The sequence below is a fragment of the Roseibium sp. RP-7 genome (assembly GCF_053005225.1).
The window spans coordinates 474774-488006 of the sequence record NZ_JBRKQA010000003.1; the positions used below are offsets into that span (position 1 = coordinate 474774).

The window sequence follows — 13233 nt, forward strand, 5'->3', positions numbered from 1 at the left end:
GCGAAACGGCCCCGGAACTTTCCGGGGCCATTGAATTTTCAGCGCTCGCTCAGAGCAACCTGAATAATGGAACCGACTGCGATCAGTAGTCGCCGAGCTTGATGTCCCGGGAGTATTCGACGCCTTCGACTTCCTTTGTCACTGCCTGGCCGCAAATGGTCGCGCCACGCGTTGCGTCGTAGGTAAGCGAAGGAGAACCGGACAGCTGCCAGCCCTTGTTGAGAGCCTGGGTAACCCGGTGGCAGAATTCGCTGTCGTCGATGCCGGTGATGAAGCGGTAGAGTTTCATGAGAGCTCTCTTGTGTGTCAGGTCCGGGCAGCGATGGCGTCGGCGATGGCGATCACCCGCTTGCCCATGTCCGCATGTAGCCTTTCAACCATCTTGCCGTCCACCTGGATTGCGCCCTTGCCCGCATTTTCAGGCTCATCGAACAGAGAATTGATCTTGCGTGCCCAGGCAACTTCCTCTTCCGACGGACTGAAAGCTGCGTGGCAGGGGGCGATCTGTTTCGGGTGGATCAGCGTCTTGCCGTCCATGCCCATGTCGACACCCTGGGCGCATTCGGCGGCGAAACCTTCCTCGTCCTGAAACGCATTGTAGACACCGTCCAGAATGTCGATGCCGCCGGCACGCGCTGCCGCAACGCAGGTCATCAGCCAGGGCATCATGGCAGCCCGGCCGGGTGTGAGGCGTGCCCTTGTTTCCTTGGCCAGATCATTGGTGCCCATCACAAAACAGGACAGCCGCACAGCCGGATCCAGACCGCAGGCGCCGATGGCGGCGGCATTCAGCATGGCGAGCGGCGTTTCCATCATGGCCCAGAGTTTCAGGTCCGCGGACGCCCCCAGAAGCGATAGCTTGTGCGCAACCATCTGCAGGTCGGCCGGGCCGTTGACCTTGGGCACCAGAATGGCATCCGGATTGGCCTTCACCGCTGCCGCCAGATCGTCTTCGCCCCAGGGCGTCTCCAGCCCGTTGATGCGGATCACCACCTCGCGATTGCCATAGGGACGGGCCGAAACGGCCTCGGCGATCTGGGTGCGCGCCATGTCCTTGGCATCGGGAGCGACCGCGTCTTCAAGGTCCAGCAGCAGGCAGTCCACATCCAGCGTTGCCGCCTTTTCCAACGCCCGGGCGTTGGAGCCGGGCATGTAGAGAGCGGAACGGCGGGGTCTTGGCTGTGTTGTCATGGGTCGATCCTGCAAGTCGGGAAAACGGATTTCCGGTTAACCTAGGGTGTGGACTCAAAAATGAAGACGAAATGGCATGAGAAATGGCGAAACCGCGTTAGGAAGGGTGCGCGGAGCGGGCTTTCTGCCCGGTCAAGCACGCTGACGACACGCGGTGAAGCCATTTTCATGTCCTTCGGATTTGACCGGAATGGTCCTCCTCAGCGTTGCGAAAGCTTGAAAATGAACCACATTTCCTGCGCCTCCGCGCCTTCAGGAAGACCAATCCGCCTCAAACCATTTCATCTTCATTTTTGAGTCCACACCCTAGTGGATCGCGGCGGCCAGGGGAATTCGCCGAAGGGGGAACGACCGCGTTCGTGCACCAGGGTACCGCCAAACGCAATCGCCGCCGCCGATCACGGGAGTTCGTCTGCCTGCATGCTCACCGACGCTTTCTGTCGGCGTTTGAAGATCATGTCCTTTGCGGCAATCACCGCCCCCAGCGTAATCGCCACACAGGCGATGCCAACGGCAGGTGTCAGCGCCCCGAAGCCAAAGGCAATCAGCAACAGCGTGGACAGGAGCGGCGCGGAATAGGCCGCTGCGCCCAGCACCTGGATGTCGCCATGCTTGACGCCGACGTCCCAGGTGAAAAATGCAAGTCCCACCGGAAAGGCGGCAAGCGCCAGCACCGATGCCCATTCCAGCGACGATGCAGGCAGGATCGTTTCCTCCAGCGCCAGATGGCAGATACCCGAAAGGATTGCGGTCATCAGACAGAACCCTGCAACGGCTTCGGTCGGCACCGCACCCAGTCTGCGCGACAGCACGGAATAGCTGGACCAGAACAGACACGAGGCCACCGCCGCCCCATAACCGAGCATCGAGCCGGAGGAAAAACCGACACCTTCCCCGCCGGTGATCAGAAGCACTGCACCGGCCAGGCCCAGAACCGTTCCAATGACATGATGCAGACGCAGCCGTTCCCCCGGTAACAGGGCGGAAAACAGCACGATCAGGAGCGGCCAAGTGTAGTTGATCAGATTTGCTTCCACAGGCGGCGCGTTGCGGATGGCAGTGAAATAGAAAAAATGAAAGCCGAACAGGCCGAACGTGCCGAATGCCCAAACGCCAAGCGGCTGCCTGAGCAACCGGGTTCTGCCAGTCGCGATCAGCCAGATCAGCGCCATGATGCCGGAGAAGCCGAAACAGAGCGTGTTCAACAGGAACGGAGGCACATTTCCGGAACCGGCACCAAACAGGCCGAGGGTCGCCCACATCAGCACAGCTGTAAGTCCGATCAGCGTCGCCCTCAACTTTTGCTTGTCCGCCATTTCCTGTTCCCGTCTTTTCCGTGCATCGCTCATGGCACGAAATCGCCGCAAGCGAAAGGCCGCAGACCCCGGACAGGGCCTGCGTAGCCGACCGTCAGCAATGCCGCAGCCATTAATTGATCGAAGTCCTTGATCAGCGAACCCGTTTCGGGACATGGTGGGCCAAAGTCACACTCTTAATCGATTTGCTTTCCGGGGAAATCATGACGACAACGCAAATCAGGGCCCTTCGGCTGGATGATGCTCATAAGCTTGCGCCGCTTATTGCCGAAAATGCTCAGGCGCTGCGGCGCGGTGCACCGCGTCGTCCCGACGCCTATTACGCCGAACGCATTCTGTCGGACAAGACGGCCGAGGTTCTGGGAGCTTTCGAAGGCGACAAGCTGGTCGGCTTCGCAGTTTTCTTCGACCTGCCGGAACTCATTACGGGTCTCAGGATCGGCCAGATGGATGACATCTATGTCCATCCCGATCACCGCAACAAGGGCACCGGCCGCAAGATGATCGAAACCCTGGTCAGCGAAGGCCAGAACCGCGGATGGCTGCATTTGCGCTGGCTCGTACCGGGCAAGAACACCCCGGCGGTTGCGCTCTACGAAAAGATCGCTGAACCCGATCATCGCAAGAGCTACCTGATCCCGATCGACCGCATCGCCGGCGACTGACCGGGCTTCGCCTTCAGGCAGGTTTCAGTCCGCTTACCGCTGTTCAGGGTGCGGACTGAGGCCATCAAGTGATCAGGATCCCGCGGGAAACAACGGCGGGATCTGGCCAAGCGGCAGAAAACCGATGCGAACCACGCCGCGGTCGACCGAGACCGGCAGCGTGATGGTCCGCACACCGTCGACCTCCTTGGCGGCAGGCTCCAGGCTCTTCACCACATTCTGCAGCAGTGAAAAAGTCTGGTCTTCAGGCGGGAACAAGGGCTTCACGCTGTCCAGAAGCGCGTCCGGATTGCCGAGGTTCAACTCCAGTGATCCGCTCAAGGTGCCGTCACCCGAAAGCACAAGATTGCCGCTTGCCGTGGCCTTGCCAGCCCCGAGCAATATCTCGGTAAGCACCAGTTCGACCGGTAATTCTCCGCCCTGCGCCCGCACAAGCGAAACGAGGTCTGCCCCTGCAAGCAGGGCCGTGCCGCCTTCGATACGGGCATGGCTGCGCAGGGAAATCGTCTGCTGAAGTTCCGGCAGAGATTTGAGGCTGAGGTCCTGAACCGTGACGAAACTTTCCAGCGTCGCCGCGCTCTCGGGTTGCTTGCGCAGATGGACTTCAGACTTTTCAGCTGCAAACAGCCCCCGGGCGAGGGCGGTGTCGAACGCTGCTTCCGGTTTTTCGATCACCGCATCGAACGATCCGAGCGCATTGTCGCTGAACTTCACGCTGGCGCGGGCCGTCTGCCACGTCAGACCACCCTCGAGGCCGTTCACCGGCACCGACATGGCCGCAGGCGACTTTGCCTCGAAGATCACGTGCCAGGGATTATAGATCAAGGCGACGGCATTCAGCCCGCCGAGCGATGCGGCTGTTCCCCAGCGGTCGGCCGAACGCATGTCCGCGCAGGAGACCTCATAGCGGAACGGATAGCCGGCAATGGCAAGATCCGCGCAGCTCACATCCAGGCCCTGGTCCGCCATGCGGACAATTTGCCGGTCGAGTTGTTCCCGCAGCACGGACTGCCCATAAAACCAGGCGGCCGACCAGCCAGCAATTACCAGAACGACAGCTCCTGCCAGCAGGATATACCCGCGTCTGGTGGGTTTCGGCGGCTTGGTCTTGATATCGGACACTGGGAGACACTCTCTTCTGGTTCGGGCGATTTCCGGACCGGTCACACTGCCGACAAGGGCCACCTGCAGGACAGGCGGCTGCCGGAGTGCCATTGAAACGACCGGTGCAGCTTGCTATCTCCGCAGCTGCGGTAACACAAGACAGGTCGATATGAGCGATTTTTGGGTCTTTGGCTACGGTTCTTTGATGTGGAACCCAGGATTTGATCACCAGCGCGCCGAACCGGCGCTGCTGCGCGGTGCACATCGCTCGCTTTGCGTCTATTCCTGGGTACATCGGGGCACGCAGCAGAGACCGGGTCTCGTGTTCGGCCTCGACAACGGCGGCGCATGCCGGGGCATCGCCTATCAGGTCTCCGGGGATATCTGGCCGCAGGTGCTGGAATATCTGCGCGCCCGGGAACAGACGACGATGGTCTACAAGGAGCACCATCATCACGTCGAGCTCGACAGCGGCGAGAAGGTGGAAGCGCTGGTCTACATGGTCGATCACGGCCATGCCCAATATGCGGGTTCCTTGCCGCTTGAAGAGCAGCTGGAAATCGTAAGAGGCGCTGTCGGCAAGTCCGGCGCCAATCCGGACTATGTCATCAACACCGCCGCCCACCTCCAGGAAATGGGCATTCCCGATACGGGTCTTGCCTGGCTGGCCGAGCGCCTGAAAACCTGAGCCAGGCTCAGGGACGGCAGTACAGGTCTTGCAGGATGCTAACGCTCAGGGAACACCCCACCAGCGCAGTGTCTGCTCGCAATGATATTTCAAGGCTCGCACCGCAGCGGCCTCGTTCCCGGTTTCCAGCGCCTCGATGACCGCCAGATGCTCGTCCATCGCCGAGGCGATCCGATCGGCAAGAAACGGCCGCGCGTGCTGGATGACGGCGATCCGGATGCGGTTTGCGGCATAGGCAGCCGACAGCAGCGAATTTCCAAGTCCTTCACCAAGGTATGTGTGCAGGGACAGGTCCACCTCGATCGCCTTGGGTGGCAGGCTGGCCGCAGGCCCCGTCCGCACCTCGTCGCGCATGGTCTCGTGACGCCGGCGCAAGGCGTCGAGGCCCTCCAGATTTCCCTGTGATATCCGCCGGCGTGCACCTTCCTGGTCCAGCACCAGACGCACGTCCAGACATTCGCGAATGTTGTCCGGGCTAGCTTCCATCACCTGCAGGCCGCGTTTGGGCACTGTCGTCAGGAACCCCTGCGAGCTGGCGTATTTGACGGCTTCGCGCACGGGCGCGATCGGATAGTCCAGCTGGTCGACAAGCTGGGACATCGACAGGAACTGGCCATTGCGCAGCGAACCGCTGCGCAAAGCTTCGACAAGCGCCTGAAAAGCCTTGTCGTTCAGCAATTCACCCTTGTTTGCGTCCTTCATTGCAGCTCCGTCGATCCGGTCCGGATGATCGCAGGTTGTCGCCACTGGCATTTCCAAGCAAAGCCGAAAGGACCTGCTTGAAATTCCGTATAGTCTGTTACCTAACATGCTTTGTAAAATGTTAGATGCAAGCACAAACTTTTTGCAATGCACAGCCAAGAGCTTCCTGCGTCCGGGAGAACGCAAGAAGACCTGCGAATGTCCGGAAAAACACCGAAGCCGCCGGGGATGCGGCCACATGGAGGAGACTATGGCGAATTTATCTGGCAAATCGGGTCCGCGAGACGGAGGCCTCTACAACGAGGACCTGGCGCCGATCCCGGCTTCGGAGCGCAAGTGGGGCGCCTTCGAAATCTTCAACGTCTGGAACAACGATATCCAGAGCCTGTTCGGCTACACGCTGGCCGCATCGCTGTTCATCACCTATGGCCTCAACGGATGGATGGTTTTCGCGGCAATCGTGCTGGCCGGTTTCTTCGTCATGGTGCTGGTCAATCTCACCGGCCGCCCGTCGGTAAAGCACGGCGTGCCCTATCCGGTGATCGCACGCGCCTCGATGGGCGTCTACGGCGCCCGTTTCCCGGCGCTCGTGCGAGGCATCGTCGCCATCTTCTGGTATGGCGTGCAGACCTACTTCGCCTCCACGGCGGTTGCCTTGCTGTTCAACACGCTGCTCGGCACTGAGGGCGGCGCGGAATTCCTCGGCATGACAACGGTCGGCTGGATTTCCTATCTCATCGTCTGCGTCTTCCAGGTTGCCCTGTTCATGAAAGGCATCGACTGGGTCGGCAAATTCCTGAACTGGGCAGGTCCGTTCGTCTACATCGTCATGATCGCGCTGTGCCTGGTGATCTGGTGGAAGGCCGGCAACGGCATCTTCTCGGCTCTCGGCACCATCTTCGAAGGCAGCGAAGCAACCGACCCGCGCGGTCCTGTTGCGGCCTTTGTCGCGGTGGTCGGCACGATGATCGCCTATTTCGCCGCCGTCGTGATCAACTTCGGCGACTTTTCCCGCTTCGTGTCAGATGAACGCGCCATGAAGCGCGGCAACTTCTGGGGCCTGCCGGTTTCCATGGCCTTCTTCTCCTTCATCGCCCTGTTCGTGACGGCAGGCACCGTTGTGCTGTTCGGAGAAAAACTGGTGAACCCGGCTGATATCGTCGACCGTGTCGACAACGTCCTGCTGACGCTGATCGCTGCCGTCACTTTCTTTGCGGCAACGGTCGGCATCAACCTGGTGGCAAACTTCATTCCGCCGGCCTATGACATTGCCAACCTCAACCCGGAAAAGATCTCGGCCAAGACCGGCGGCATCATCACCGCTGTCATTGCCTTCTTCATCGGCGCGCTGTGGGTGTCGGTCATCTCGAACATCGGCATTGCCGCATTCGTCGATACGCTTGGCGCCTTCCTGGCACCGCTCTACGGCATTCTGGTCGCGGACTACTACCTGGTTCGCAAGCAGAACATCGATGTCGAGGCGCTGTTTTCCTCCGATCCGGACGCCCGCTACCACTACAACAACGGCTGGAACATGAAGGCGATCTTTGCCTTTGCCATCGCCGCACTGTTCTCGGTGGCAACCGTTTGGGTTCCGGCCCTGTCGGAACTCTCCGGCTACGGCTGGGTCATCGGCGCGGTTCTGGGTGGTGTGCTGCATCTGGGCCTGATGCGCCTGCAGACGACCGAAGCCGGCAAGACAGCACAATAAGGCAGCCTGAAGACAGGTCCAGGCGATGATATCGCCTGGACCCGTTCAAACTGAAAGACCGTCTCAACGCATTGGGGCGGTCTTTTTTTTCAGACCGGCTGTGCCTTGCGGCGCGTGTCGACATCTTCGAGCACCGGCGAGGGCTTGCGGGCCGAGCGGGCTTCCTCGATCAGCCGATCGCTGGCCGTCTCGATATCCGTGACCATTCTTTCGTAAAAGGCATTGGGCGCCAGGCCCGGCTCGATCGGCGGCAGAATCTCGACAATCACCGTGCCCGGATAGACCTTCCACGAGGCGCGAGGCCAATAGAGGCCGGCGTTGTGAGCTATCGGGACAACCGGACATTTCAGGTCGCGGTAGAGATGCGCGATACCGAACTTGTATTTCGGCTCTGCCCCGGCCGGCCGGCGGGTGCCTTCCGGAAAGATCAGGATCTGGCGCTTCTCGGCAATCGCCTCCTTGGCGGCCAGCATCATTGCCGCCAGCGCTTCTGACCGCTTGCCCCGGTTGATCGGGATCTGCTTGAACTTGGCTGTGTACCAGCCGAAAATCGGTATCCAGCGCAGCTCGCGCTTCAGGATGAAGGTCGGGCTTCTGAAGAGGGGGATCAGCGCCACTGTCTCCCAGGCGGACTGGTGCTTCATGGCGGCGATGAAACCGCCGTCAGGCAGGTTTTCCCGTCCCCGGACTTCCACCTTGATGCCCGCAAAGACACGCATCAGCAGCTGCAACACCCGTGACCAGGTCGGCACCACCCACCAGCCCCAGCGCCGCGGCAGCAGCATGACTGGCGCGAACAGGATCATCAGCACGAACGTGACGAGATAGAACAGGATCTGGAAAAGGGTAGAGCGCAGAAAAACCATGGCACCATAAAGACTGGTCGTGGGTGAAGCCACCGCTCGGCCGTGGTCCGACAGCTGTCAGCGCACACCCTGCACGGTAATCCGAAGTCGGGCGAGGATATACTTCACATATTCGCGCATGAGAAGCCGCATCGTTGCCGGTTCCCTGTACCAGCTGTCCAGCTTCAAGTCCTTGGAAAAGACCGGATAGGCAATCAGGGCGACATTCGGCAGGGCGCCGGCAAGTTCCACCTTGGCACGCGGCAGGTGGTAGGCACTGGTCACGACCAGGAGGGACGAGAACCCGTTCTTCTTGACCCAGTTGGCTGTTTCCACCGCATTGCCGGCTGTATTGAGCGCGACCCGGTCAAGATCGACGCTGTTTTTTTCCAGCGGCATGCTGGACGCAGTAACGGCGGCAAGCTGTTCACGCGTGGTGCCGGGATGAACGCCCGAAATCAGCAACCGGTTGGCACGGCCTTCTTCCAGGAGACGGATTGCCTCGTTGACGCGGGCATGCCCGCCCGTCAGCACGACAATGGCATCCGCATTTGCGGCAGCCGGCACTCTGGCATTGGCAACCTTCTGCGCGAACATGGCAAACTGCCCGACGGTTCCCGCAACAAGAGCCGTGATGACGGCAACGAAAAGGATCCTGAGACCGAAACGTTTCTTGCGCGCATCGCCGCTTGTGGCGTTCCTGCGCGCTGTGCCCTTGTCCTTCGAAACGGACACACGCCGATCGCCAACGACGGAAGAACCGTCGTCCAGAACGGGGTCTAACACTGTGTCAGCATGGGTCATGGCGCGACTATGATAAGTGATTCGGCCAATTTCACGGCATTGTGCGATAAAATCAATCCACTTTTGCCAAATGGGCCTTGACGGCGAGGCCAGAAGTCAGGGCTGTCAGGATCGCGACGAGGAACACCACACCGAATACACCAAGGTAGCCAGGCAGGCTGACGGAGATGCCGCCGAAGAGAGCCGACATCTGGTCCGACCCCGCCTGGCCGGAGCTCTGCCGGGTCAGCATGTCAACCGTCAGAAAGGCCAGGATGGCCGCAACACCGCCGGAAACACCCCCCTTCAGGCCCAGCATCAGGAAGTGGCGCTGGAATTCACGAGCGATGAAACCGTCCTCCGCTCCAACGAAATGCAGAACGGAGACGACGTCCTTGTTGCCGGCCATGGCTGCCTGGGTCGCAAAGACGACGCTCAAGACCATCGAGCCGAGCACAAGCACCATGATCGCAAAGCCGCCCAGAACCACCGCACCTGCCATGGCCGACAGACGAGATGTCCAGACGGAATGATCGTCGACGCTCGCGCCCGTCACGTTCTGCGAGACCATCGAGCGCAACTGCGACAGGTTCAGAAGTTCCGGATCCCCGACGGTGATCTGAATGAGCCGCGGCACCGGCAGGCCGTCAAGCTGAAGGCCTTCACCCAGCCAGGGCTCCAGCAATGACTTGGTTTCGGCATCGGACAGGGCCCGTACGGAATCGATGCCCGGAAACTCCTGAGCAAGCGCAACGGCCTTGTCGATCTCCCGCAGCATGTCGACGCCTTCGGCCGGGCGGATCTGAATGGTGATCTCACGCACCAGATCGTTCTGCCACGCATCGGCTGCGTCCCACACCACCGACACTGCACCGACCGTCAGACAGGCCAGAAAACTCATGATGGCCACCACCAGCGTGAGAGCCCGCCCGGCGACTGCCTGTGGCGGGACGATCGCCGCGGAGGGCCGCAACTTGGCATCGTCCCCCTGGGGTGCTTCGTTCTTCGGCCTGGGGGCAGCCTTGCGTGCCGGCTTTCGGCCACGCTTCGGTCGTTCGGCTCGCTTGGGCGGGCGAACACTGGCGGCGCTTGCCTGTTTTTTGTCTGTGTCGTCGGACTGAGCCATCATGCCGCCTAATCGAAAATTGAGAGGCGCCCGTCGGCAAGCACCATGCGCCGGGCGTCCACCTGTTCCAGCAGCGCGATATCGTGGGTCGCGATGACGACAGAGGTGCCGAGTTTGTTCAATTCGATGAAAAGGCGCAACAGACGACGTGCAAGTGGCGGATCCACGTTACCGGTCGGCTCGTCCGCGAGCAGCACCTCCGGCCGGGTGATCAGCGCCCGCGCAATGGCCGCACGCTGCTTTTCCCCACCCGACAGCACCGGTGGCAGCACATGCATGCGATCCCCAAGTCCGACCCATTTCAACAGATCTATCACATCGGAGCGGTATTCGGATTCGTCCTTTCCCACCACGCGCAGTGGCAGTGCCACGTTTTCATAGGTTGTCAGATGGTCCAGCAGGCGAAAATCCTGAAACACCACGCCGATCTTGCGCCGGAGCTTCGGCAATTCCTGCTTGTCGATAACGCTCAGGTCGCGGTTGAAAACCTTTATCAGGCCTCGGGTCGGGCGCAGGGACATGAACAGGAGCCGGATCAGGCTGGTCTTGCCTGCCCCCGAGGGACCGGTCAGGAACTGAAACGACTGCGGTTCGATCTGAAAAGTCAGGTCGCGCAGGATTTCCGATCCCATTCCGTATCTCAATCCGACATTTTCGAAGCGGATCACAAAATTACTCCTGTTGATGGCCCGAACGCTATAGCCTGGCCGTTAACGGTGCATTAATCATATAAAGGTCCATTAAGGACCTGAAAGCCCGTCATAGGATTTGCTTGGCCCTTGTCCAATATTTCGTGCCGGATTTCGACCCCCCGGTTCCAAAGTGAACCGCTAGAGCATGCCATGGCGAAAGGTCTTCGCACATGAAGATCAAATGTCCGGACTGCAGTACGTCCTACGAGATTAAGGTAGAGGCGCTTGGCCCGGAAGGGCGTAGCGTCAAATGCGCCAAGTGTGGCAACCGCTGGTTCGTTTCGCCCGACGATGACGAAGAAGGCGATGTTGCGTTCAGCGCAAAGAACGACGTCGACGAAATTGCACCTCCTTCCGTTGAAGAAGATCCCGCACAGGACGAAGCCGATTGGGCAGCCGACGCGGAAGAAGAAACGTTCGACGCGGAAGCGGATGACGAGGACGACGAACCCGAAGCAGCCGTCGCTCCCGAACCCGCAGCGGCCCGTACGGCCAGCGACGAGGCAAAATTCGCTGCGGATCTGAAGGAAGACGCCAGGACCGGTGAGCCTGAAAACAAGGCCGACATCGAATCCATGGCCAAGCGGCCGAAGATCATCGTCAATCCGAACAAGTTCCGGCGGGACCAGATTGGTGCGATCCTCAACTGGATCCTGCGGCGAAATTATCGGCGCATTGGCGGCGTTGCCCTGTTCGGCGTCGCGGTTGCGGCCTGTGTTTTGTTTGTCCTCATGCGAGACTCGCTCGTCAAACAGTCTCCTGACCTGGCAAGCCTGTTCCGGATGATCGGGTTTGAAGTCAATCTGCGCGGACTTGAATTCCGCAACCTGCGCACCTTCACCGAGGTCGAGGACGGCAAGAAGGTTCTCGTGGTCGAGGGGTCAATCCGCAACCTGCTTGATGAACTGAACTCGGTGCCCGCCGTGCGCCTCTCGATCCGCGGTGCGGACATGCAGGAAGTTTATGCCTGGACTGTCGAGCCCAGAACAAAATCGCTAAACGCACTGGACGAAACCCGGTTCAGGACGATATTAGCCGACCCTCCGAAAACCGCGTCCGATATCCAGGTCCGGTTTGTTGAACGCGGCCAACGCCAGGTAGTTCTAGAGTGACCATGACATCAGATATCCATACTCTGTTCGATGAAGACGCCATTGCCCAACGTGTTGGCGCGCTCGCAGAGGAAATCGCCGAAGGCAAACCGCAAAATCTTTTGGTTGTCGCGGTTCTGAAAGGCAGCTTCATTTTTGCGGCCGATCTTGTGCGGGCTATGCACCGGGCAGGGCTGCAGCCGGAAATGGAGTTCATGCACCTGTCCTCTTATGGCGCCGGGACTGAAGGCTCCGACACCATCCGGATTTTGCGCGATGTTGAAAGTGACGTTAACGAGCGCGATATTATTTTAGTGGATGATATCCTGGAATCCGGTCGCACGCTCGCCTTCGCGCGGGAGCGGCTGCTGAACAGGGGCGCGCACTCGGTGAAGATCGCAGCTCTGCTGGATAAACCCGAGCGCCGTAAAGCTGCCATATCTGCCGATTATGTCGGTTTTGCCTGTCCTGATAAGTTTGTCGTCGGATATGGTATGGATATGGGCCACGCTTGGCGGCAGTTGCCCTATATTGGATACGTTGTCGCCCCGGACGACGGAGCGGCTGACGGCAACACAGGAGAGTGAGCATGGCTCGCATTCTTCTTACTGAAGACGATGAAGCTGTCCGCAGCTTCGTAAAGCGTGCCCTGGAGCTTGACGGTCATTCCGTTGAAGCGGCCGAGGATGGCGGCGAAGCCGTCGAGGTTCTGACCCGCGAGAAGGGCAGCTTCGACCTGCTGCTGTCCGACATCAAGATGCCCGTCATGGACGGCATCGCCCTGGCTCTGCATACGGCGCGCGACTATCCACGGCTGCCGATCCTCCTAATGACCGGCTTTGCCGACCAGCGTGAACGGGCCAATGGCCTGGAATCCCTGGTCCATGACGTGGTCACCAAGCCGTTTTCGCTGGCCGATATCCGCAAGGCCGTGCGCAACGCCATCTCCGGCGATCTGCCGAGCGAGACCCGCCGCTACGCGTAAGGCCTGCCGCCGCAATTCCGAAACCCAAGACCCCGCTTCGGCGGGGTTTTTGTTTGGGCTGATCACGCCGGTAGTCACCGTATTCCTTCAGAACACAGAGACTTGAGCAAACGGCCATCCTTCGAGACAGCGCTTCGCGCTTCCTCAGGATGAGGGTGATCTTGCGGCAAAGAGATATCTGAACGTGGCTGGGCTCTCCACGGGGCTACAAAAGGCCTCACCGCAAAAAACAACCTCATCCTGAGGAGCGCAAGTGCGTGCGTCTCGAAGGATGGGCCACAAACACAAACATAACCGCAAAAACAATTGACCCCGCCGAAGCGGGGTCATGAAC

Annotated in this window: 15 protein-coding genes; 6 read left to right on the forward strand and 9 right to left on the reverse strand. The window is 60.0% G+C overall.

Annotated features, from left to right (window positions below):
* Positions 1-82: 82 nt before the first annotated feature.
* From ACVDG9_RS25035 to yddG, 3 genes are all read right to left on the reverse strand, one after another.
* On the reverse strand, positions 83-289 hold the full coding sequence (locus tag ACVDG9_RS25035) for a DUF1737 domain-containing protein (RefSeq protein ID WP_023002545.1): 207 nt from the start codon (positions 287-289) through the stop codon (positions 83-85).
* A 17-nt stretch (positions 290-306) separates the two neighbouring features.
* Complete coding sequence (locus ACVDG9_RS25040; RefSeq protein ID WP_447239278.1) at positions 307-1191, reverse strand: HpcH/HpaI aldolase/citrate lyase family protein; 885 nt, start codon at positions 1189-1191, stop codon at positions 307-309.
* A 398-nt stretch (positions 1192-1589) separates the two neighbouring features.
* Positions 1590-2507: an aromatic amino acid exporter YddG gene (gene yddG, locus ACVDG9_RS25045; RefSeq protein WP_062491234.1), complete on the reverse strand. Its 918-nt coding sequence runs from the start codon at positions 2505-2507 to the stop codon at positions 1590-1592.
* A gap of 203 nt (positions 2508-2710) precedes the next feature.
* On the opposite strand from yddG, the gene ACVDG9_RS25050 reads away from it, so the two are divergent.
* A complete protein-coding gene (locus ACVDG9_RS25050; protein WP_023002542.1) occupies positions 2711-3172 on the forward strand; it encodes a GNAT family N-acetyltransferase in 462 nt (153 codons plus the stop codon).
* A gap of 72 nt (positions 3173-3244) precedes the next feature.
* Here ACVDG9_RS25050 and ACVDG9_RS25055 read toward each other — a convergent pair whose 3' ends face one another.
* Positions 3245-4387 carry a DUF2125 domain-containing protein gene (locus ACVDG9_RS25055; RefSeq protein ID WP_447239279.1) on the reverse strand — a complete coding sequence of 381 codons (1143 nt, stop codon included), beginning with the start codon at positions 4385-4387 and terminating at the stop codon, positions 3245-3247.
* Positions 4388-4445: 58 nt separating this feature from the next.
* On the opposite strand from ACVDG9_RS25055, the gene ACVDG9_RS25060 reads away from it, so the two are divergent.
* A complete protein-coding gene (locus ACVDG9_RS25060; protein WP_152505086.1) occupies positions 4446-4964 on the forward strand; it encodes a gamma-glutamylcyclotransferase in 519 nt (172 codons plus the stop codon).
* Positions 4965-5009: 45 nt separating this feature from the next.
* On the opposite strand, the gene ACVDG9_RS25065 is transcribed toward ACVDG9_RS25060, so the two are convergent.
* On the reverse strand, positions 5010-5717 hold the full coding sequence (locus ACVDG9_RS25065) for a GntR family transcriptional regulator (RefSeq protein WP_286185471.1): 708 nt from the start codon (positions 5715-5717) through the stop codon (positions 5010-5012).
* A 199-nt stretch (positions 5718-5916) separates the two neighbouring features.
* On the opposite strand from ACVDG9_RS25065, the gene ACVDG9_RS25070 reads away from it, so the two are divergent.
* Positions 5917-7377 (forward strand): NCS1 family nucleobase:cation symporter-1, encoded by a 1461-nt coding sequence (locus ACVDG9_RS25070; RefSeq protein WP_088665215.1) that lies wholly within the window; start codon positions 5917-5919, stop codon positions 7375-7377.
* A gap of 89 nt (positions 7378-7466) precedes the next feature.
* Here ACVDG9_RS25070 and ACVDG9_RS25075 read toward each other — a convergent pair whose 3' ends face one another.
* The 4 genes from ACVDG9_RS25075 to ftsE are packed head-to-tail and all read right to left on the reverse strand — an operon-like array spanning position 7467 to position 10799.
* The gene (locus tag ACVDG9_RS25075; protein WP_447239366.1) at positions 7467-8243 is read right to left on the reverse strand and encodes a lysophospholipid acyltransferase family protein; all 777 of its coding nucleotides are present in this window, start codon (positions 8241-8243) and stop codon (positions 7467-7469) included.
* 57 nt (positions 8244-8300) lie between these two features.
* Positions 8301-9026 (reverse strand): YdcF family protein, encoded by a 726-nt coding sequence (locus ACVDG9_RS25080; RefSeq protein ID WP_075282716.1) that lies wholly within the window; start codon positions 9024-9026, stop codon positions 8301-8303.
* Positions 9027-9078: 52 nt separating this feature from the next.
* The gene (locus ACVDG9_RS25085) at positions 9079-10131 is read right to left on the reverse strand and encodes a cell division protein FtsX (RefSeq protein WP_031270020.1); all 1053 of its coding nucleotides are present in this window, start codon (positions 10129-10131) and stop codon (positions 9079-9081) included.
* Positions 10132-10139: 8 nt separating this feature from the next.
* Complete coding sequence (ftsE, locus tag ACVDG9_RS25090; protein WP_031270017.1) at positions 10140-10799, reverse strand: cell division ATP-binding protein FtsE; 660 nt, start codon at positions 10797-10799, stop codon at positions 10140-10142.
* A gap of 194 nt (positions 10800-10993) precedes the next feature.
* Between ftsE and ACVDG9_RS25095 the strand changes: the two genes are divergently transcribed.
* Genes ACVDG9_RS25095 through ACVDG9_RS25105 form a run of 3 tightly spaced genes read left to right on the forward strand, consistent with a single transcriptional unit; the run spans position 10994 to position 12899 of the window.
* On the forward strand, positions 10994-11935 hold the full coding sequence (locus ACVDG9_RS25095; protein ID WP_023002533.1) for a zinc-ribbon domain-containing protein: 942 nt from the start codon (positions 10994-10996) through the stop codon (positions 11933-11935).
* A 2-nt stretch (positions 11936-11937) separates the two neighbouring features.
* On the forward strand, positions 11938-12501 hold the full coding sequence (gene hpt, locus ACVDG9_RS25100; protein ID WP_035907880.1) for a hypoxanthine phosphoribosyltransferase: 564 nt from the start codon (positions 11938-11940) through the stop codon (positions 12499-12501).
* A gap of 2 nt (positions 12502-12503) precedes the next feature.
* Positions 12504-12899 (forward strand): response regulator, encoded by a 396-nt coding sequence (locus ACVDG9_RS25105; protein ID WP_023002531.1) that lies wholly within the window; start codon positions 12504-12506, stop codon positions 12897-12899.
* Positions 12900-13233: the final 334 nt, after the last annotated feature.

Excerpts from the sequence above, each read along its gene's own strand:
- ACVDG9_RS25035 (WP_023002545.1), bottom strand. The coding sequence starts at position 289 with ATGAAACTCTACCGCTTCATCACCGGCATCGACGACAGCGAATTCTGC.
- ACVDG9_RS25040 (WP_447239278.1), bottom strand. The coding sequence starts at position 1,191 with ATGACAACACAGCCAAGACCCCGCCGTTCCGCTCTCTACATGCCCGGC.
- yddG (WP_062491234.1), bottom strand. The coding sequence starts at position 2,507 with ATGGCGGACAAGCAAAAGTTGAGGGCGACGCTGATCGGACTTACAGCT.
- ACVDG9_RS25050 (WP_023002542.1), top strand. The coding sequence starts at position 2,711 with ATGACGACAACGCAAATCAGGGCCCTTCGGCTGGATGATGCTCATAAG.
- ACVDG9_RS25055 (WP_447239279.1), bottom strand. The coding sequence starts at position 4,387 with ATGGCACTCCGGCAGCCGCCTGTCCTGCAGGTGGCCCTTGTCGGCAGT.
- ACVDG9_RS25060 (WP_152505086.1), top strand. The coding sequence starts at position 4,446 with ATGAGCGATTTTTGGGTCTTTGGCTACGGTTCTTTGATGTGGAACCCA.
- ACVDG9_RS25065 (WP_286185471.1), bottom strand. The coding sequence starts at position 5,717 with ATGCCAGTGGCGACAACCTGCGATCATCCGGACCGGATCGACGGAGCT.
- ACVDG9_RS25070 (WP_088665215.1), top strand. The coding sequence starts at position 5,917 with ATGGCGAATTTATCTGGCAAATCGGGTCCGCGAGACGGAGGCCTCTAC.
- ACVDG9_RS25075 (WP_447239366.1), bottom strand. The coding sequence starts at position 8,243 with ATGGTTTTTCTGCGCTCTACCCTTTTCCAGATCCTGTTCTATCTCGTC.
- ACVDG9_RS25080 (WP_075282716.1), bottom strand. The coding sequence starts at position 9,026 with ATGACCCATGCTGACACAGTGTTAGACCCCGTTCTGGACGACGGTTCT.
- ACVDG9_RS25085 (WP_031270020.1), bottom strand. The coding sequence starts at position 10,131 with ATGGCTCAGTCCGACGACACAGACAAAAAACAGGCAAGCGCCGCCAGT.
- ACVDG9_RS25095 (WP_023002533.1), top strand. The coding sequence starts at position 10,994 with ATGAAGATCAAATGTCCGGACTGCAGTACGTCCTACGAGATTAAGGTA.
- hpt (WP_035907880.1), top strand. The coding sequence starts at position 11,938 with ATGACATCAGATATCCATACTCTGTTCGATGAAGACGCCATTGCCCAA.
- ACVDG9_RS25105 (WP_023002531.1), top strand. The coding sequence starts at position 12,504 with ATGGCTCGCATTCTTCTTACTGAAGACGATGAAGCTGTCCGCAGCTTC.